This window comes from Rhizobium croatiense, from assembly GCF_019793465.1.
GTDB classification, from domain to species: Bacteria; Pseudomonadota; Alphaproteobacteria; order Rhizobiales; family Rhizobiaceae; genus Rhizobium; species Rhizobium croatiense.
In genome coordinates, this window is the sequence record NZ_JAILYJ010000003.1 from 169,841 (window position 1) to 188,887 (window position 19,047).

General features: G+C 63.1%; 13 protein-coding genes. 8 read left to right on the forward strand and 5 right to left on the reverse strand.

Translation table 11 applies throughout. The features are described from left to right. Positions 1-128: 128 nt before the first annotated feature. The gene (locus tag K6M89_RS06450; RefSeq protein ID WP_222138812.1) at positions 129-1,976 is read left to right on the forward strand and encodes a methyl-accepting chemotaxis protein; all 1,848 of its coding nucleotides are present in this window, start codon (positions 129-131) and stop codon (positions 1,974-1,976) included. On the opposite strand, the gene K6M89_RS06455 is transcribed toward K6M89_RS06450, so the two are convergent. After that, positions 1,949-2,203, reverse strand: coding sequence for a hypothetical protein (locus tag K6M89_RS06455; RefSeq protein ID WP_097584607.1), 255 nt, complete (start codon positions 2,201-2,203; stop codon positions 1,949-1,951). The two genes, K6M89_RS06450 and K6M89_RS06455, sit on opposite strands and share 28 nt — an antisense overlap. A gap of 87 nt (positions 2,204-2,290) precedes the next feature. Here K6M89_RS06455 and K6M89_RS06460 point away from each other — a divergent pair, with 87 nt between their 5' ends. Further along, positions 2,291-3,160 (forward strand): LysR family transcriptional regulator, encoded by an 870-nt coding sequence (locus K6M89_RS06460; RefSeq protein WP_222138813.1) that lies wholly within the window; start codon positions 2,291-2,293, stop codon positions 3,158-3,160. Positions 3,161-3,246: 86 nt separating this feature from the next. Here the strand turns inward: K6M89_RS06460 and K6M89_RS06465 are convergent, their stop codons facing one another. Together K6M89_RS06465 and aceA are read right to left on the reverse strand one after the other, a co-directional pair. Next, a complete protein-coding gene (locus K6M89_RS06465) occupies positions 3,247-3,483 on the reverse strand; it encodes an SMc00767 family acetate metabolism repressor (RefSeq protein WP_039617955.1) in 237 nt (78 codons plus the stop codon). Between the two features lie 21 nt (positions 3,484-3,504). Continuing rightward, a complete protein-coding gene (gene aceA, locus K6M89_RS06470) occupies positions 3,505-4,794 on the reverse strand; it encodes an isocitrate lyase (RefSeq protein WP_222138814.1) in 1,290 nt (429 codons plus the stop codon). A gap of 192 nt (positions 4,795-4,986) precedes the next feature. Here aceA and K6M89_RS06475 point away from each other — a divergent pair, with 192 nt between their 5' ends. The 5 genes from K6M89_RS06475 (at position 4,987) to K6M89_RS06495 (ending at position 10,703) form a co-directional block, all read left to right on the forward strand. Next, entirely contained in the window at positions 4,987-6,396 is a 1,410-nt protein-coding gene (locus K6M89_RS06475; RefSeq protein WP_222138815.1) for a helix-turn-helix domain-containing protein, read from the forward strand. Between the two features lie 124 nt (positions 6,397-6,520). Then, positions 6,521-7,618: a polyamine ABC transporter substrate-binding protein gene (locus K6M89_RS06480; protein ID WP_222138816.1), complete on the forward strand. Its 1,098-nt coding sequence runs from the start codon at positions 6,521-6,523 to the stop codon at positions 7,616-7,618. Between the two features lie 204 nt (positions 7,619-7,822). After that, positions 7,823-8,965, forward strand: coding sequence for an ABC transporter ATP-binding protein (locus tag K6M89_RS06485; protein ID WP_222138817.1), 1,143 nt, complete (start codon positions 7,823-7,825; stop codon positions 8,963-8,965). Between the two features lie 4 nt (positions 8,966-8,969). Then, the gene (locus K6M89_RS06490; RefSeq protein WP_222138818.1) at positions 8,970-9,881 is read left to right on the forward strand and encodes an ABC transporter permease subunit; all 912 of its coding nucleotides are present in this window, start codon (positions 8,970-8,972) and stop codon (positions 9,879-9,881) included. Positions 9,882-9,884: 3 nt separating this feature from the next. Next, a complete protein-coding gene (locus K6M89_RS06495) occupies positions 9,885-10,703 on the forward strand; it encodes an ABC transporter permease (RefSeq protein WP_184313066.1) in 819 nt (272 codons plus the stop codon). 1 nt (position 10,704) lies between these two features. Here K6M89_RS06495 and K6M89_RS06500 read toward each other — a convergent pair whose 3' ends face one another. Continuing rightward, entirely contained in the window at positions 10,705-12,597 is a 1,893-nt protein-coding gene (locus K6M89_RS06500; RefSeq protein ID WP_222138819.1) for an AsmA family protein, read from the reverse strand. A 230-nt stretch (positions 12,598-12,827) separates the two neighbouring features. Between K6M89_RS06500 and K6M89_RS06505 the strand changes: the two genes are divergently transcribed. Beyond that, positions 12,828-14,780 (forward strand): acetoacetate--CoA ligase, encoded by a 1,953-nt coding sequence (locus tag K6M89_RS06505; protein WP_222138820.1) that lies wholly within the window; start codon positions 12,828-12,830, stop codon positions 14,778-14,780. A gap of 329 nt (positions 14,781-15,109) precedes the next feature. Here K6M89_RS06505 and K6M89_RS06510 read toward each other — a convergent pair whose 3' ends face one another. Then, the gene (locus tag K6M89_RS06510) at positions 15,110-18,907 is read right to left on the reverse strand and encodes a sensor histidine kinase (protein ID WP_222138821.1); all 3,798 of its coding nucleotides are present in this window, start codon (positions 18,905-18,907) and stop codon (positions 15,110-15,112) included. Positions 18,908-19,047 lie beyond the last annotated feature (140 nt).

The window sequence follows — 19,047 nt, forward strand, 5'->3', positions numbered from 1 at the left end:
GCCTTGGCAGGCCAAATGGAATGTCCGAAAACGGGGCGGTTGATTATCCTGGCCAATCCAGATTTACGGAAAATTTTCCTTAACGCTTTTCCTCTAATTTAGCCCTTGTTGTGCCGCCGGGGGTTTTGATGCCGCGCCTTTTCTCTACATCCATCGTCCGCCAGATCGTTGCGATCACGCTATTTCTGCTGGCGATCAGCACGGCGGCCATTGTCGGCGTGACCTATTACAATCTGAGCCGCCATGTGATGGATGGCGCCGTCTCCGACGCGAGGGACGCCGCCCGCGCCATGGCCGTCCTCTACGGCGCGGCCGATCAGGCCGCCAAGGTCGAGGTCAAGGACAACAAGCTCTCTGCCGTCACCGAAGAGGCCATTCCGGCCCTTGCCGATCATTCGTTGGTCGACCGCACCGCCCAGTCGATTGGCGGCGTTGCGACGATCTTCCAGAAGCAGGGCGGCGACTACGTCCGCATATCCACCAACGTCAAGAAGGAAAACGGCGACCGCGCCGTCGGCACCAAGCTTGCAGCCGAGCACCCGGCCCAGCCGGTTCTCGCCCGTGGCGAGGCCTATTTCGGCCCGGCCGAGCTGTTCGGCCGCAAGTTCATGACCGGTTATTTCCCGATCAAGAACGCATCGAACGCCAATGTCGGCATTCTCTTCATCGGCATTCCGATGGAGTTCTATTATCAGCGCATGAACGAACTGCTGATCCTGGTTCTCGGCATCGGCGCCGTCGTCATGCTGCTCGTCGGTGTTCTCGCCTTCTATGCGATCCGCCAGTCGGTGAAGCCTTTGCAGGCGCTGACCGCCAGCGTCCACTCGATCTCCTCGGGCGATCTCGACGAGGCAATCCCCTGTCTTGAGAAGAAAAACGAGTTCGGCGAGATCGGCCGCGCCCTTTCGCTATTCCGCGACAGCGCCCGCGCCCGCCGCGACCTGGAATCCGAGGCGGCCGAACAGCGCGCCTTGAGCGATGCCGAACGCGCCAGGAACGATGCCGACAAGCGCTCGCTCGACGGCCAGATCGATTTTGCCGTCAACCAGCTTGCGGCCGGCCTCGGCCGCCTGTCCCAGGGCGACGTCTCGCAGACGATCGGCACGCCCTTCGTCGGCCGGCTGGAGCAGCTGCGCGTCGATTTCAACGCCTCGCTTCTGCGGCTGCAGGATACGCTCTCCGGCATCCGCGACAGCGCCTCGACGATCCAGCGCAATAGCGGCGCCGTCTCGGCTTCCGCCGATGAGCTTTCGAAACGCACGGAAGCGCAGGCGGCAAACCTCGAGGAGACCGCCGCCGCGGTCGAGGAGATCACCGTCACGGTTCGCTCTTCCGCCGAGCGCGCCCGTGAAGCCAACAGCGTCGTCGCCGCCACCAAGAAGACCGCCGACAATTCCGGCGCCGTCGTCGGCGATGCCGTCGCTGCCATGGAACGGATCGAAGAGGCCTCGCAGCGGATCGAGCAGATCATCGAGGTGATCGACGATATCGCCTTCCAGACCAATCTTCTGGCGCTCAATGCCGGCATCGAGGCGGCGCGGGCGGGCGAGGCGGGCAAGGGTTTTGCCGTCGTCGCCCAGGAGGTCCGCGAGCTCGCCCAGCGTTCGGCCGATGCGGCGCGCGAGATCAAGTCGCTGATCGAGACATCGAGCCGCGAAGTGACGGCGGGCTCCGAACTCGTCCAGAGGACCGGCCGCGTCCTTGCCTCGATCAGCCACGAGATCATCGCGATCAGCGGCCATGTCGAGACCATCGCCACCGCCAGCCGGGATCAGTCGGCGGCGCTGCATGAGGTCAACGGTTCCGTGAACGCCATGGACCAGATGACCCAGAAGAACGCCTCGATGGTTGCCGAGACGACGCAGGCAAGCCGTCTGCTTGCCGGCGAAGCCGATACGCTGATGGCGCTCATCGAGCGTTTCCGCATCGGCGCAGAACCGGCGGCCGCTCACCTCGGCGCAAGGAAAGTCGCCTGAGGAGCACGGCCGTGACGGCCGCAGGATTGCGCCGCAACGCTGCGGCGTTTTCCGTTCGCTGCGACCCGCTTTAAAATGAGGTCGATCGAAGTCAGCCAGGCGGCGAAGCGAATGATGCTGCTGTCTCCGAACTCGGCATAGAACCGCTCTTCATCCGCCTTTGAGCCGCTTGGCTTGCAGGAATGCCGGTATCCGTGAACGCCAGCAATGGTGATCATGTCGAACATGGCGATGTCCTTTCCGTTAGACATCACTTCATCTAGGCGTCAAAATCCTCTTCATAAACAGGGAAAATCCCGCTATGTTTTTCATCAATGAAAAACGCGAATTGGGATTCCTATCAGCTTTTCCTGCAGGTCGCCCGGCTCGGCGGCCTGACGGGAGCAAGCGCTGCCAGCGGGCTCAGTCCCGCGACCGTCGGCCGGCGCATGCTCGATCTTGAGCAGGAGGTCGGCCGCGCCTTGTTTTCGCGCAGCCAGACCGGTTACCGCCTGACGCAGGATGGCCAGGCGCTGCTCGACCATCTGCAGGAAATGGAAGCCGCCGCCCGCAAGGTGGAGGCCTGGCGGCAATCCGGTGAGGGCGGCACGACCGTCAGGATCACCGCCGGCACCTGGCTCGCCTGGCTGCTGACCGAAAATTTCGCCGCAATCCGCATGCCGAGCGATGGCTTCGCCATTGCTCTCTCCATCGGCGAGGCGCGGGCGAGCCTTGCCTATCGTGAGAGCGACATCGGCATTCGCGCCTTCGAGCCGGAGGAAGCCAACCTGGCCGCACGCCTGCTCGGGGAGGTGGCCTATGCCGTCTATGCCAGACGCAACGCCGCCGAGACCGACGAGCGCTGGATTGCCGTCGGCGAGGAGGAGGCGATCTCGGCCTATCTGCGCTGGCCGCACGCCCATGCCGCATCCGGGATCGTCGCCACCGTCAATCGGCCGCGCTCGCTACCGGACATGGTGCGCGCCGGCGCCGGCAAGGGCGTGCTTCCATGTTTCGTCGGCGATCTTCATCCGGAATTGCAGCGCCAGGGCGGCGAACTGCCGGAACTGCGTCACCGCCAATGGATCGTCATGAATGCCGAGGACCGCCATCGCCCCGAAATCCGCACGGTCGCCGACCGAATGACCAAGCTCATCCGAAGCTATGCCGATCTCTTCGCCGGAAAACGGCCGAGCCGCGGTTGAAGTTTACGATGAAGCGCCCGCGCATCTCCGGGACACGCGGGCGTTCAGATGAAGGGCGGCGACCCGAGGTCGCCAGGCTATGCTTGTCAATGCCGGTTGGTGACGACGACCGGAATGAGCAGGTCGCCCCAGTTGCCGTCGCCGCCGTGATGACGGGCCGAGCGCACCAGTTCGACCGAGACGCCGGCCTCGACGGCTTTCATGACCGACTGGTTCAACCGGTGCAGGTCATTGGCGAGCATACGGATCGTCGTCTGCTGATCCTCGCTCATGCTGGACGTCTGCTCTTCGGCCCGTTCCCGGACGCGTGAAATGGATGCCATGGTTCTGTCCTCCTGTTCGGGTTATTCCGCAGCCGGTTTGAACTGCGCATGTTCGGTCGAATCGTGCATCGCCGTGGTCGATGACCGGCCGCCGGTGATGGCGAGCGATACGGCGTCGAAATAGCCGGTGCCGACCTCGCGCTGATGTTTGGTGGCGGTATAGCCGTAGTCCTCTGCGGCGAATTCCGCCTGCTGCAGCTCGGAATAGGCCGACATCTGCCGCTGCCGGTAGCCGCGCGCCAGTTCGTACATGCCGTAGTTCAGCTGGTGGAAGCCGGCGAGCGTGATGAACTGGAACTTGTAGCCCATCGCGCCGAGTTCGCGCTGGAACTTGGCAATCGTCGCCTCGTCGAGGTTCTTCTTCCAATTGAACGAAGGCGAGCAATTATAGGCGAGCAGCTTGCCGGGATGAACCTTGTGCACGCCCTCGGCAAAGCGGCGCGCCTGCTCGAGATCCGGTTTGGAAGTCTCGCACCAGATCAGATCGCAATGCGGCGCATAGGCGACAGCCCGGGCGATGCACGGCTCGATGCCGTTCTTGACCTGGTAGAAGCCTTCGACCGTTCGCCCGGCATCGTAATCGACAAAGGGCTGGTCGCGCTCGTCGATGTCGGAGGTCAGCAGCTTTGCCGCTTCCGCGTCGGTGCGGGCGATCACCAGCGTCGCCACGCCCATGACGTCGGCGGCAAGCCGTGCGGCGTCGAGATTGCGGATATGGGCGGCCGTCGGGATCAGCACCTTGCCGCCGAGATGGCCGCATTTCTTTTCCGAAGCGAGCTGGTCCTCGAAATGGACGCCGGCAGCACCTGCCTCGATATAGGCCTTCATGATCTCGAAGGCGTTGAGCGGCCCGCCGAAACCGGCTTCCGCATCGGCGACGATCGGCGCGAACCAGGTCTCGACGGAAAGCCCCTGGCCCTCCGAGGTTTCGATCTGATCGGCGCGCTGCAGCGTGCGGTTGATGCGCTTGGCAAGCTCCGGCCCGGCATTGGCGGGATAGAGCGATTGGTCGGGATACATCGCCGATGCCGTATTGGCGTCGGCCGCCACCTGCCAGCCGGAGAGGTAGATCGCCTTCAGCCCGGCGCGCACCATCTGCATGGCCTGGTTGCCGGAGAGTGCGCCGAGCGCATTGACGAAATCCTCCTGGCGCAGCAGCCGCCACAACCGGTCCGCCCCCATTTCGGCCAGCGTGTGGGTCAGCGCCACCGAGCCTCTGAGCCGCTGCACGTCGGCGGCCGAATAGGGCCTTTCGATGCCGTCGAAGCGGCCCGCCGGTGCATTGGGAACGAGTTTGTAAAAATCGGTCATGCTGATCTCCTCAATAAAAACCGATATCAGGGGCGTTGATGACAAGATTGACAATATCGCACGTAATGGCCAGAAAAACCTTTGATTTCTGTGGCGGAAAGAGGTTAAGATGACGAGGATTGACAGAGTGGCGCTGTGAATTTGTAAAGTTTTGTAAATGTTAGCGCCGCTTGCCTGTCAAAGGGTATGACAATGGCGGAACGGAAGATATTCGCAGGCCCGAAATTGCGGCGCATCCGCAATGCGCTGGCGCTGACGCAGACCGCCATGGCCGAGGCGCTCGAAATATCACCCTCTTACCTGAACCTGATCGAGCGCAACCAGCGGCCGTTGACGGTGCAGCTGCTGTTGAAGCTCGCGGCCGTCTACAGGGTCGATCTGGAGGAACTGCGCGGACAGACCGGCGGCAGCCTCGGCCAGCTCAAGGAGGTCTTTGCCGATCCGCTGCTTGCCGGCGAATTGCCCGGCGACCAGGAACTGGTGGAAGTGGCCGAGGCCGCACCCAATGCTGCGGCCGGCATGATCAAGCTCTATCGCGCCTATCGCGAACAGGCCGCCCGGCTGTCGGACCTGACGGCGCTGATGGCGGCCGAAGGGCACGCACCCGTCGCCGTCGGCCGGTTGCCGCTCGACGAGCTGCGCGAGACGCTGGAGCGCAGATCGGCCTATTTCGGACGGATCGAGACGGCGGCGGAAGCCTTTGCCGCGACGCTTCCCGGCGGCGCCGACCTTGCCGCCGGGCTGAAGGACTGGCTGCGCGCCGAGCGCGGCATTGCGGTGCGTGTCCTGCCGGTGCACGTCATGCCGGATCTGCGCCGCCGTTTCGATCGGCATTCGATGCGGCTTTTCATTTCCGAGCGCCTGTCGCCGGCCGACCGTGCGCATGAGATCGCTATCGAGGCCGCGAACCTCGCTTTGCTGTCGGCGATCGATGCCGAGCTCGACGATCTCTCGCTCTCTTCCGCCGAGGCGCGCCGCATTGCCCGCTTCGAGCTGGCCCGCATCGCGGCCCTGGCGCTCGCCATGCCCTATGAGTCCTTCCTGGCGGCGGCCAAGGCGACGCGCTACGATATCGACATTCTGCGCGCTCGCTTCGGCGTCTCTTTCGGCCATGCCGCGACGCGTCTGATCATGCTGCAGCGGCCGGGGGCGGCAGCCATCCCCTTCTTCATGATGGAGATCGATGCCGCCGGCCACCGGCTGCGGCGAGGCGGCGCCCAAGGCTTTCCGCAGGCCCGTTTCGGCGGCGGTTGTCCGAAGCTCAATATCCACGCCGCCTTCCTGCAGCCGGGCCAGATTCTTGCCGAGACGGTGGTCATGCCGGATGGAGCATCCTTCCTGACGGTCGCCCGCACGCTCGAGGGGCCGAGCGTCGAATTCGGCGAAAGGGTCAGGCGCACGGCGATGCTGATCGGCTGCGATGCCGCCCTTGCAGACGGCCTGGCCTACGGGCAGATGACGGCGGTCGATCCGGTCGCGATCGGCCCGGCCTGTCGCCTCTGCGAGCGGCGCGGCTGCCTTTCCCGCGCCGAGCCGCCGGTGACGAGACCACTCGGGCTCGACGAGATGGTGGCGGGGCTCAGCGCCTTCGACTTCCAGTGATTGTGAAATCGTCGACAGCGCAGTTTTTGCGCTTGTGGGCTTAGAAATTCCTTCTTAGTCTGCGGGCAAACCAGAGGGAAAAGACGTCCGGGGATGCGGACGCTTTGAACAAACAGGAGAAGTCATGAGGTCAACCATCGCAAGTGTGACGGCCGCCGCCATCGCCGCGCTCTTTGCCGCCGCTCCGGCCTTTGCCCAGGAGCGCGTGGTCAATGTCTACAACTGGTCGGATTATATCGACGACAGTATCCTGACCGACTTCACCAAGGAAACCGGCATCAAGGTCGTCTACGACACCTTCGATTCGAACGAGACCGTCGAAACCAAGCTGCTTGCCGGCGGCACCGGTTATGACGTCGTCGTTCCCACCGCCGACTTCCTGCAGCGCCAGATCCAGGCCGGCGTCTTCCAGAAGCTCGACAAGTCGAAGCTGCCGAACCTTTCCAACATGTGGGACGTGATCCAGCAGCGCACCGCTGCATACGATCCGGGCAATGAATATGCCGTCGATTACATGTGGGGCACCGACGGCATCGGCTACAACGTCAAGAAGGTCGCTGAAATCCTGGGTCCCGATGCCAAGCCCGGCCTCGAAGTGATCTTCGATCCGAAGGTCGCCGAAAAATTCAAGGACTGCGGCATCTACGTGCTCGACACGCCGAAGGACGTCATGACCACGGCGCTGCGCTATCTCGGCCTCGATCCGAACTCGACCAAGGCCGAGGATTTCAAGAAAGTCGAGGAACTTCTGACGGCGGTTCGCCCGTATATCCGCAAGTTCCATTCGTCCGAATATATCAACGCCCTTGCCAACGGCGATATCTGCATCGCCTTCGGCTATTCCGGCGACATGTTGCAGGCCCGCGACCGTGCGGCCGAAGCCAAGAACGGCGTCGAGGTCAACTACTCGATCCCCGTACAGGGCGCCCAGATGTGGTTCGATATGATGGCGATCCCCGCCGATGCCAAGCATGTGGCCGAAGCGCATGAGTTCCTGAACTACATGATGAAGCCCGAGGTCATCGCCAAGGCGAGCGATCACACCTTCTATGCCAACGGCAACAAGGCCTCGCAGCAGTTCGTCAGCAAGGACGTGCTGAACGATCCGGCTATCTATCCGACCGAAGAAGTGATGAAGAACCTGTTCACCGTCAAGCCGTGGGACCCGAAGACCCAGCGCACGGCGACGCGGATCTGGACGAAGGTCGTCACCGGCCAGTAAGTCAATGCCAGGCCCGGACGGCAACGTCCGGGCCTTTCAATTGGCGGCCTAGAACAGGATGATTTTAGGCCGGTCGGCCTAAAATCTGAATCCTGTTCTAAATTGAAGAGTTAGAGCATGATGTCGTCCGAAAACCGCTCACACTTTTCGGCATCATGCTCTAGGTGGAGGCCGGCCGAATACGCATATTTTTCGGGGAATAATATGAAATCCTTAGGCAATATCCGCCGCACTTTCGCGCCTTGGACCGATCCGTCCGCAAAACCTTTCATTGCCTTCAAGAATGTCACCAAGCGCTTCGGCGATTTTACCGCTGTCAACGACCTGTCGCTGAACATCTATCACCGCGAGTTCTTCGCGCTGCTCGGCGCGTCCGGGTGCGGCAAGTCGACGCTTCTGCGCATGCTCGCCGGCTTCGAGCAGCCGACATCCGGCGAAATCGTTCTCGATGGCACCGATCTCGCTGGCACGCCGCCCTACAGGCGGCCGGTCAATATGATGTTCCAGTCCTACGCGCTTTTCCCGCACATGACCGTCGAGAAGAACATCGCCTTCGGCCTGAAGCAGGACGGCATGCCGAAGGACGAAATGGCCGAGCGCGTCGCGCAGATGCTGAAACTCGCCAAGCTCGAGCAATTTGCCTCCCGCAAGCCGAACCAGCTCTCCGGCGGCCAGCGTCAGCGCGTGGCGCTCGCCCGTTCGCTCGCCAAGCGCCCGAAAGTGCTGCTGCTCGACGAACCGCTCGGCGCGCTCGACAAGAAGCTGCGCGAGGAAACCCAGTTCGAGCTGATGGACCTGCAGCAAAGCCTCGGCCTCACCTTCGTCGTCGTCACCCACGACCAGGAAGAGGCGATGACCATCGCCGACCGCATCGCCGTCATGAGCCATGGCAAGGTGGTGCAGGTGGCAACGCCGGCCGAAATCTACGAGGCGCCGAATTCCCGTTTCGTGGCGGATTTCATCGGCGACGTGAATATCTTCGACGGCAAGGTGACGACATCGGGGAGCGGGCCAACCGAGATCGCCGTCGACAGCGGTTTCACCATCCGCACCGCCGCCGCAGGTTCCCCCGCGATCGGCAGCACGGCCGGTTTTGCCATCCGCCCCGAGAAGATCCGCGTCAGCCGCGCGGCGCCGGCGAACGCCTCGGTCAACGCGGCCAAGGGCGAGATCTGGGATATCGGCTATCTCGGCGACATGACCGTCTTCCACATCAAGCTGCCGAGCGGCAAATTCGTCAGAGCCTCTTCCCTCAACGCGCAACGCTTCGTCGAAGACCCCTTCACCTATGATCAGGACGTCTGGGTCTCCTTCGATGAAGACGGCGGCGTGCTGCTGAAGGATTGAGAACATGGGAACGCTGGCATCACGCTTCTATAACCGCCTCGTCATCGTCATTCCCTATGCCTGGCTGCTGCTCTTCTTTCTGGCGCCGTTCTTCATCGTCTTCCGCATCTCGCTGTCGACGACGGCGATCGCCATACCGCCCTATGAGCCGGTCTTCTCTTTTGCCGACGGCTGGAGCGGTTTCTGGAGCAAGGTCGCGACCTTCTCCTTCGACAATTACGGCTATCTCACCGACGATCCTCTCTACTTCAATGCATATCTGTCGAGCGTCACCATCGCCGGTATCTCGACCCTGCTGATGTTGCTGATCGCCTATCCGATCGCCTATGGCATGGCGCAGGCGCCGCGCACCATCCGCCCGACGCTGCTGATGCTCGTCATCCTGCCGTTCTGGACGAGCTTCCTGATCCGCGTCTATGCGTGGATTGCCATCCTGAAGCCCGAGGGATTGCTGAACCAGCTCCTCTTGTCGCTGCATATCATCGACACGCCGCTGATCATTCTCAACACCCCGACGGCCGTCTATATCGGTATCGTCTATTCCTACCTGCCCTTCATGGTGCTGCCGCTCTATTCGTCGCTCGAAAAGATGGACGGCACGCTGATCGAGGCGGCCCAGGATCTCGGCTGCACTCCGATCCGGGCCTTCTGGCGCGTCACGTTCCCGCTGTCGATCCCAGGCGTGGTAGCAGGCTGCATGCTGGTCTTCATCCCCGCCGTCGGCGAGTTCGTCATCCCCGATCTTCTCGGCGGGTCGCAGACGCTGATGATCGGCAAGACGCTGTGGAACGAGTTCAATGCCAATCGCGACTGGCCGGTCTCCTCGGCGGTCGCAACCATCCTGCTGATGATCCTGGTGATCCCGATCGTCTTCTTTCAGAATGCACAGGCCAAGGCCGAAGAGCGGGGGAGATAGACCATGCTGCGGTGGACCCGTTTCAACGTCATCTCCGTCGTGCTCGGCTTTGCCTTCCTCTATCTGCCGATCGTGCTGCTGGTGATCTTTTCCTTCAACGAGTCGAAGCTCGTTACCGTCTGGGGCGGCTTCTCGACCAAATGGTACGTCTCGCTGCTGTCGAACCAGGCCCTGCTCGACGCCGCCTGGGTGACGATCCGCGTCGGTCTGCTGTCGGCCACCTTCGCCACCGTCCTCGGCACGATGGCGGCGCTGACGCTGGTGCGTTACACCCGCTTTCGCGGCCGCATGCTTTTCTCAGGCATGGTCTATGCGCCGCTCGTCATGCCCGAGGTCATCACCGGCCTGTCGCTGCTGCTGCTTTTCGTGGCAATCGGTTTCGACCGCGGCTTCTGGACGATCACGCTGGCGCATACGACGCTGACCATGTGCTTCGTCGCCGTCGTCGTGCAGTCACGGCTCCTGAGCTTCGATCAGTCGATCGAGGAAGCGGCGCAGGATCTGGGGGCGCCGCCGGTGCGCACCTTCTTCGAAATTACCCTGCCGATCATCTCGCCGGCCGTGTTTTCGGGGTGGATCCTGGCGTTCACGCTGTCGCTGGATGACCTGGTGATCGCAAGCTTCACCTCGGGCCCGGGCGCAACCACGCTGCCAATGAAGATCTACAGCCAGGTGCGCCTCGGCGTGACGCCGGAGATCAATGCGGTCTGCACCATCCTGATCGGCATCGTCGCGATCGGCGTCATCTGCGCCTCGATCATCACCAAGCGCCGCGAAATCCAGCGTGATCGGGACGAGCGCGCGGCGGCTGCCGGAGCCTGATTTACTGCGCGTGAGGTGTGTTGCCGAAAAGCGGGATCGGCGAAATGACAGGGTTTGGCCATGAACCGCCGATGAAGAACGGCAGAAGCGGCAGCTCGGCCGCCTTGGCCGGATCGGTGGCCTCCAGTGACCCGGAAAGCGCCAGCCCGCTCGATTGGTAGGTGATGACGCCGGAAAGTGTCAGCGTCTGTGCAGGCCCGGCGATATCGGCGTCGTGGATCTCGGCCGAACCATTGGCGAAATCGGCCTGAAGATCCAGCCGGCTGAAGGCAAAGGCGCCGTTCGCCGCCGCGCTCAACGGAAAGAACGGCTTTTCAGCGGCCTGGGTCCGCAGCGCTGTGGCGTCGATGCCGGGGATTATGCCCTCCTTCGTCCAGAAGTGCAGCCTGCCGGTGACGTCGGCAAGGCCGGTCGTCCAGATCGCTTTTGGCGACTGCAGGTCGAGATCGAGCGATCCCGTCGCAAGCGGCAGCGGCCCTTTGAGCTGCAGGCGCTCGGCAAGAGCGGCGAAGTCGGCATCGCGAATCGACAGCTGCAGTTTGCCGCCGCCGTCGAAATCACGCTGCGTCGCTTCCAGATGCGCGGTCAGCTCGCCGCCTTCGAAGGCGCTGTCGCCGATATCGAATTTCGCCTCGCCGCCGGTCACGATCATGCTGGCGCCGACATCGGAAAGCTCGAAGAGGCCCATCTGCGCGCGGCGCGCCGAAAGCCTGACGTCGATGTCAAGCAGTTGCAGCGGTTCGCGCATGCCTTTGGAGATATCCTCTGCCTCGCCGGCGGCGAGCCTCAGCGCGAAGGCATCGAGGAAAGGTTTGAGGTTCATCTGGTCGAAGGCAAGCGTGCCGCCGATCTTCGGCCGTCTGCCGGGCACGGTCGAAAGGTCCATCACGCCGGTGGCGCTTGCCTCGTTCAGCGACAGGCTGAGATCGTTGAAGCGCAGCCCGCTGCCCGACGACATGATGTCGGATTCCAGCGATGCGCTCTTCAGCGTCCCGATGCCGGGGATCGATTTGCCCGACCATGTGAGAAGCGCCGGCACATCGGGAATGCTGGCGGCGATATTGCCGGAAACGGCCGAAAGGCGGGCGATGCTGGCAATTCCCTGGAAACGCGCCGTCAGCAGGTTTGACGTCAGCGATGTCCGCGTCTCGGCGCTCTTGCCGGCAAAAACGAGCAGCGGCTGGCGCGAGGCGAAATCGACCTTCAGGTCCTCGCCGTTGATGCGGGCGATGACGACGGCCGAGATCGCGCCTGAGAGCCGCGGCCAGGCGATGTCGGCCGTGACACTGTCGAAATTGTAGGTCTTGGCGCTCCCGATGTCGGTGACGGCAAGCGTGCCGTCCTCGACGGTCACCGCGCCGATCTCGGCATCGAGAGCCGGATCGAGCACCTCGGCTCCGTTTTCGTAGCGCACGCCGCTGATCGCACGGGCAAGCAGGCCGGCATAACTCCAGTCGATCAGGCCCTTTTCGTCACGCGTCAGCGCCAGGTTGGGGCGCAGCAGATGGAATTCGTGGAAACTGGTCCGGCCTCTCAGCGCATCGATGAGGCTGAATTCGGCCGACAGGCTTTCGATGCTGCCGAGCAGCTTGTCGCCGCTTTCGCGCGGCTGGCGGATCGTGACCTCGTTCAGCGTGATGCGTGGCGTCGGCCAGAATTCGAGAACCGGATTGCCTTCGATCTCGGCCTGATACCCCGTCCATTTCGACAGCGCGTCCTCGATGCCGGAGCGCACGAAACCGGTCGTGATGAGATAGGGCGCGGCCACCCTCAGCGCCACGAAAAGCCCAAGCGCAATCAGCAGCAGCACGGTCGAAACACGCGCGAAGGCCGGCAGCCAGCGCGAAACGGGTCCGATCTTCCTACGCCACCTGCGATGTCTTGACGTACCCATGATCTCCGCCGGTCATTCAGCCGGTTAAGCCGTTAAGCGCTGATTTCGCCGGATATAGGAAATATCGGGCAGATGCAAATCCCTCCAGCACCGGCGTGTGCGCGGGTATTTTGATCGCTGAGATCGGTTGCGCTTTCCGCCCTGTTCGCCGGACGTCGGATGCGCTCGGGTTCCGCCCTTTATAATGCAATGCAGCATGATATAAAGGCGAGATTGGGGAGGAGGATTGAATGCAGGACAACAGACCACTTTGGGTGCCATCGGACGAAACCGTCGCAAAAAGCCCGATCCATGCCTTCATGGCGCGATGCAATGCCGACTTCGGGCTGTCGCTTTCAGGCTTTGAGGACCTGCATGCATGGTCTGTCGCCGAGCGGGAGAAATTCTGGTCGACCGTCTGGGGTTTCTGCGGCGTGAAGGGAAGACGTGGCGCGGAAGTGCTGACCGACGGAGACAGCATGCTCGGCGCCCGCTTCTTTCCCGACGCGACGCTGAACTTCGCCGAAAACCTGCTGCCCGGCCGCGGCGAGGGCGACGCCATCCTCTTTCGCGGCGAGGATAAGGTTGAGGATCGCTGGTCGTGGGATCGGCTGCGCGCGCTGGTCTCGAGGCTGCAGCAGGCCTTCAAGGCGCAGGGTATCGGCGAAGGCGACCGCATCGCCGCGATGATGCCGAACATGCCGGAGACCGTCGCCGCCATGCTGGCGGCCGCCTCGATCGGCGCCATCTGGTCGTCCTGCTCGCCCGATTTCGGCGAACAGGGCGTGCTCGACCGTTTCGGCCAGATCGGCCCGAAGCTGTTCATCGCCTGCGATGCCTATTGGTATTCGGGCAAGCTGCAGGATGTCGGTGCCAAGGTCGCCGCGGTGGCGAAAAGCCTGGGCGTGCCGACGATCGTCGTCCACTATGCCGGCGACGCGGACGCAGTGGCGCGCGCAACGCCTGGCGCTTCGACGCTGGAAACCTTCATTGCGCCCTATGAGGCGAGCGAGATCGAATTCACCCAACTCGCCTTCGCCCATCCGCTCTACATCCTGTTTTCCTCCGGCACGACGGGCGTTCCGAAATGCATCGTTCATTCGGCCGGCGGCACGCTGTTGCAGCACCTCAAGGAGCAGCGGCTGCATTGCGGCCTCGAGGCCGGCGAGAGGCTCTTCTACTTCACAACCTGCGGCTGGATGATGTGGAACTGGCTGGTCAGCGGTCTTGCCAGCGGCGCCACGCTCTGCCTGTTCGACGGATCGCCCTTTGCGCCCGACGGCAATGTGCTGTTCGACTATGCCGAGGCCGAGAAATTCGCGATCTTCGGCACTTCGGCGAAATATATCGATGCGGTGCGCAAAAGCGGTCTGACGCCGCGCCAAAGCCACGATCTCTCCAGTCTGCGCCTGATAACCTCGACCGGCTCGCCGCTGTCGCCCGAAGGATTCACCTTCGTTTATGAGGGTATCAAGGCAGATGTGCAGCTCGCCTCGATCTCCGGCGGCACCGATATCGTCTCCTGTTTCGTGCTCGGCAATCCGCTGCAGCCGGTCTGGCGTGGCGAGATCCAGGGGCCGGGCCTCGGCCTTGCCGTCGACGTCTGGAACGATGACGGCAAGCCAGTGCGCGGCGAGAAGGGCGAACTCGTCTGCACCAAGGCCTTCCCCTCGATGCCGGTCATGTTCTGGAACGACCCCGACGGCGCCAAATATCGCGCCGCCTATTTCGACCGGTTCGACAATGTCTGGTGCCACGGCGATTTCGCCGAATGGACGGAGCATGGCGGCTTGATCATCCACGGCCGTTCGGATGCGACGCTCAATCCCGGCGGCGTGCGCATCGGCACGGCCGAGATCTATAATCAGGTCGAGCAGATGGCGGAGGTGGTCGAGGCGCTGTGCATCGGGCAGGAATGGGACGACGACGTGCGCGTCATCCTTTTCGTTCGCCTGGCAGCGGGCGTGACGCTGACCGAGGATCTGGTCAAGGCGATCAAGACACGGATACGCACCGGCGCCTCGCCGCGCCACGTGCCGGCCAAGGTCATCGCGGTTGCCGATATTCCCCGCACCAAGTCAGGCAAGATCGTCGAGCTTGCGGTGCGCGAGGTTGTGCATGGCCGGCCGGTGAAAAACCAGGAAGCGCTCGCCAATCCCGAGGCGCTGCGGCTCTTTGCGGGCTTGAGCGAACTGAAGGATTGATAAGGAATCGTAAACCACAAGCTTTCACCATTCAGCAATCCCCTGTCATGGAAACCTTTCGTTAAGAAAGGTTAGGCAAAGGTTGGAGCAACTTGGGGGCCGCACATGAACGAGGCGGCCTGAAGCCCTACAGCGCCGCGCGTCTCAGACGCGCAAAGGACGCTGTAGCACTTTAAGTTGCTGCATGATTCCTAAATCGATTCCCATTTAGGAATCATGCAGGCGGGCTTACGAAACATGACGTTGATCGACTGAGCTCTTGTTGAACAGCACCAAATTCAAGGCAGCCTCTGGCTGCCTTTTTTTTACGTTGCGCCAGAGATTAAGAATCAGCCGGCCAGCACGCGTTGCGACGGGAAGGTGATCTCAACCAGTGTGCCTTCGTTCGGAGCCGAATTGATGGAGAATGTCGCCCGGTTGGCGTCGACCATCGCCTTGGTCAGCGGCAGGCCGAGCCCGGTGCCGTCGCCGCGATGGCGCGACTGGGTCGAGGAGACCTGCCGGAACGGTTTCATCGCATGGTCGAGTTCGGCGCGCGTCATGCCAATGCCGGTATCGCGGACCCGCAACACCACGCTGCCATTCGCCTCGTAGGAGGTAGAGACGACGATCTGCCCGCCCGACGGGGTAAAGCGGATGGCGTTCGACAGGATGTTGAGCGCGATCTGCTTGATCGAGCGCAGATCGGCCACGACATCGGGCACCGCATGCGACAGCGCCGTGCGGATGATGACGCGCTGGCCATTCGCCTGCGGCTGGACCAGCGCCACCGCCTCCGAGACCGCCTCGTTGAGGCCGACGGCGGCAAAGTCGAGATCCATCTCGCCCGCCTCGATCTTCGAAATGTCGAGCAGGTCGTTGACGATGTCGAGGACGTGCCGGCCGGAGCGGCCGATATCGTTGGCATATTCGATATAACGGGGATGGCCGATCGGGCCGAAACGCTCGCCGGCCATCATATCGGAAAAGCCGATAATGGCGTTGAGCGGAGTGCGGATTTCGTGGCTGACGCGGGCGAGGAAATCGGTCTTGTGGGCATTGGCGGTTTCGGCCGCCCCCTTGGCGTTGCGCAGCTCGTCCTCGGTGCGCTTCCACTGGGTGATATCGCGGATGACGGCGCAATAGCCATTCGAGGAGGTGAGCCGGCCCATCGTCATGAACAGCGGCACGAAGCCGCCGGCGGCTTCGCGGCCGATCACCTCGCGCCCGTCGTTCAAGACGCTGGCGACGCCATGGCCGGAGAGGCCGTTCAGATAGTCGAGAACGGCTTTCTGGCTCTCATGGGCAAACAGCATGACGAAGGGTTTGCCGCGCGTCTCCTGTTCGTCATAATTGAAAAGCGCGCTGGCCGAGCGGTTCATCGAGCGGATATCGCCCTCCGTGCCGATGACGACGACGCCGTCGGTCGCCGTTTCCAGGATCGAGCGCAATTCCTCCACTTCCACCTGAAGCTTGGCCACCTTCTCCACCATCCGCTCGGGGCGGGCTTCGGATCGGCCGGCGTCAGCGCGGGCGTCTTCCTTGCCTTCCACCGGCATCAGCGCCAGCATCAGGGCGTTGGCATCTTCCCAGCGCACCGATTGCAGCCGCGCGGTGACCGGCGTCAACGTGTCGTCGGCCTTGACCAGCATCATGGTGCCGGAGCCCGTGGCATTCTCCTCGAGTTCGCGGCGCTGCAGCAGCGCTTCGATGCCGCCGACGTCGCGCAGCGCATCGAGCGACGAATAGCCCGTCAGCCGCATGAATTCGGGATTGGCATGCATCAGCGCGTCGCCGACATGGATGAGCACAGCGACAGGCAGCTGGTCGACCGTTCCGGCCGACAGCCCGTCGGTCATCTTGACCCGCGGCGGGATGAAGCTTGTGAGAACCTCGATCTGGCTCACCGTCTCCTCGAGCCCTTCCGTCGCCTGGTCCTCTTCTATGGCGGCGGGCTCTTCGGCGTCTTCTTGCACCACTTCGGCCGCGTTCTCGAAGATTGCTTCCTGCGGCGCCATTTCCTCGGCCGAAGCAATGTCGGCCGTACCGGCGACAGGCGTTTCGTCCTTGAAGGTTTCCGGTTTCGAGATCTCTTCGAAGGCCGCCGTTTCCGTGGCGCCGGCGTCGCTCGGCGCCGAAGCGGCAGGATCTTCGTTGCGGGCGCCGAAGGCTTCCAGGCGCTTGGCGATTTCGCGGAAATTCGCCTGTTCGGCGGCCGTCAGTGCGGCGCCTGTGCTGTGGAGCTGAACGACCTTGTCGGTGAAACGGCGATTGGGTGTTTCGACGATGCGAAGCGCCGGCGGTTCATCTGCAGAATCTTCCCGGGCAGGTGTCTCGGAGCTTGTCTCTACATCGGTCGCCGCTTCCGGGGCCGTCTCTTCGGCCTGCGGCGCGGCTGCTGCCGGCGTCTCAAGCCCGTTCTCGTCCGCCACGAGCGGTTCCGCCGTGGTCTCCTCGGACGTGGCTTCCATGTCAGGCGCCGGTTCGGCGACAGGCTCGGCGATCGGGCCGAGGCTTGCCGTATCATGGCCGACGCCATCCGGGCCGAGCGTCAAGCCAAGCGCCAGCGGATCCTCCTGCGCGTCGGAGAGCCTGACGACGCCGAAGCCGCGAAAACCGTCGAAGTCGCGGTTGCGGGTATAGGTCGGCAGTGCCGCGAGATCGACCGGAACGACGAGGCTGGTGCCTTCGACCGGCCAGAGGATCGTCTTGCCCGACCATGTGTCGCGGCGCGCGAGCGCCTCGGACAGCTTGCCGTCCGGATCAAGGTTGAAAAGAGCGGCGATATCGCTGAAGGCCGAGCCGATGATGGCGGATGCATGCGGACCGACGGCCTCGGCAAACTCGTGGCTGACCTCGTTGAACCGGCCTTCCGCATCGATCTTCCAGACGAAGCGCGTGGCGCGGCTGTTCGGCCGGAAGACGAAGCCGGATTCCCGCGCAAGTGCCGGGGCAGGGGGCGCGTCGGAAATCAAGGGCGCCGTAGCGGCCGGCGCTTCACCGGCCATCGCTGGCGCCTCTTCAGCGGGCATTGGATTGGCATCGGCCGGTTCTGCCGTCCCGTTCGTTTCCGCGGTCTCACCAGCGGAATGGGCCGCGTCGCCGTCGACAAGCGCGGCAGGCGCGTCGGCCTCATCCGCACTGCCGTCGATTACGCCGTCGTCGTTTTCCAGCGCCGCTTCTTCACCTTGGTGCATCTCCGCAATCGTTTCGTCGGCGGATGCGGCGGCCGCCTCTGCCGGCTGTTCGCTTTCGACGGCGATCTCTTCGAAGGTCTCCTCGACCTCTTCGATATCAGACACCGCGTCGACGATCTCGGTGAAGCTGGTTGCTGCGACCGGCTCTTCCGGGGGAAGTTCGGCCGGCGGCGCGCTTGCTTCCCCCGCGGGCGCGTCAGCCGCCTGCGGCGGTGCATCGACAGCGTCGAGCACAGCTGCATCGACTGAGTCGAGCACGGGCGCATCGACCGGGTCGAGATGACCGATCGCGGTCTCCACGGCAAACAGCAGATTGAGCGGCGGCTCGTCGCTAAGCTTGCCGACCGCGGCCGGGAGATAACCCCTGCCGGTGGCAACCGGACGCTTCACCAATCGGTCGGGATGCGCGCCGGCAAGATTGATCAGGGTCTTGGCGGTCTCGCCGGAGATGGCAAGCGAGGCAAAGCCCGGCGAGGCGGCGATGACCTCGCCATTGGCGCCGATGACGGCCATATGCGTGTCGGGATCGTCGAGCCCCTGCAGCATCTGGGCGGCCGAGGCGTCCGATGCAAGCGGCCTTGCCGAGACCGGCACCGAAAACAAGATGGCCTTTTCGCCCTGGGAAAGCCGGATAAGTTCGGCCGCCGCCTGCACCTGCGCGCGCTGGAAGCCTTTGGCGACGCGGATCATCAGGCTTCTGAAGTCACCGATATCGGCGAGCTGGCGCGCTGCCGTTTCCAGCTGGCGAAAGGTGATATCGGTGCGATCGACGCCCTGATCGAGCAGATCATAGACCGCCGAATGACCGAAAAGCTCCGCACCCGCGCCGTTCGCCCAGAGCAGCCGGGCAAGATCGGCCGAAAACAGCACCATCGCCTCGCCGCGTGAAAAGCGCTCCCGCACCCGCGCATGCACGGCGATATCGATGAACGGATATTGGACTGCGGGCATGATCGAACCTTGTCGCTGTCGGCCTTCTAAATTAACGGCTTATTAATAACTGCAGGTCGCATGCCGGTCCAGAACAGCGGGGTAGTTTCGGCCCACAGGGTTAACGACTTGTGCAGTGCACAATAATTGTTGCAATGCAC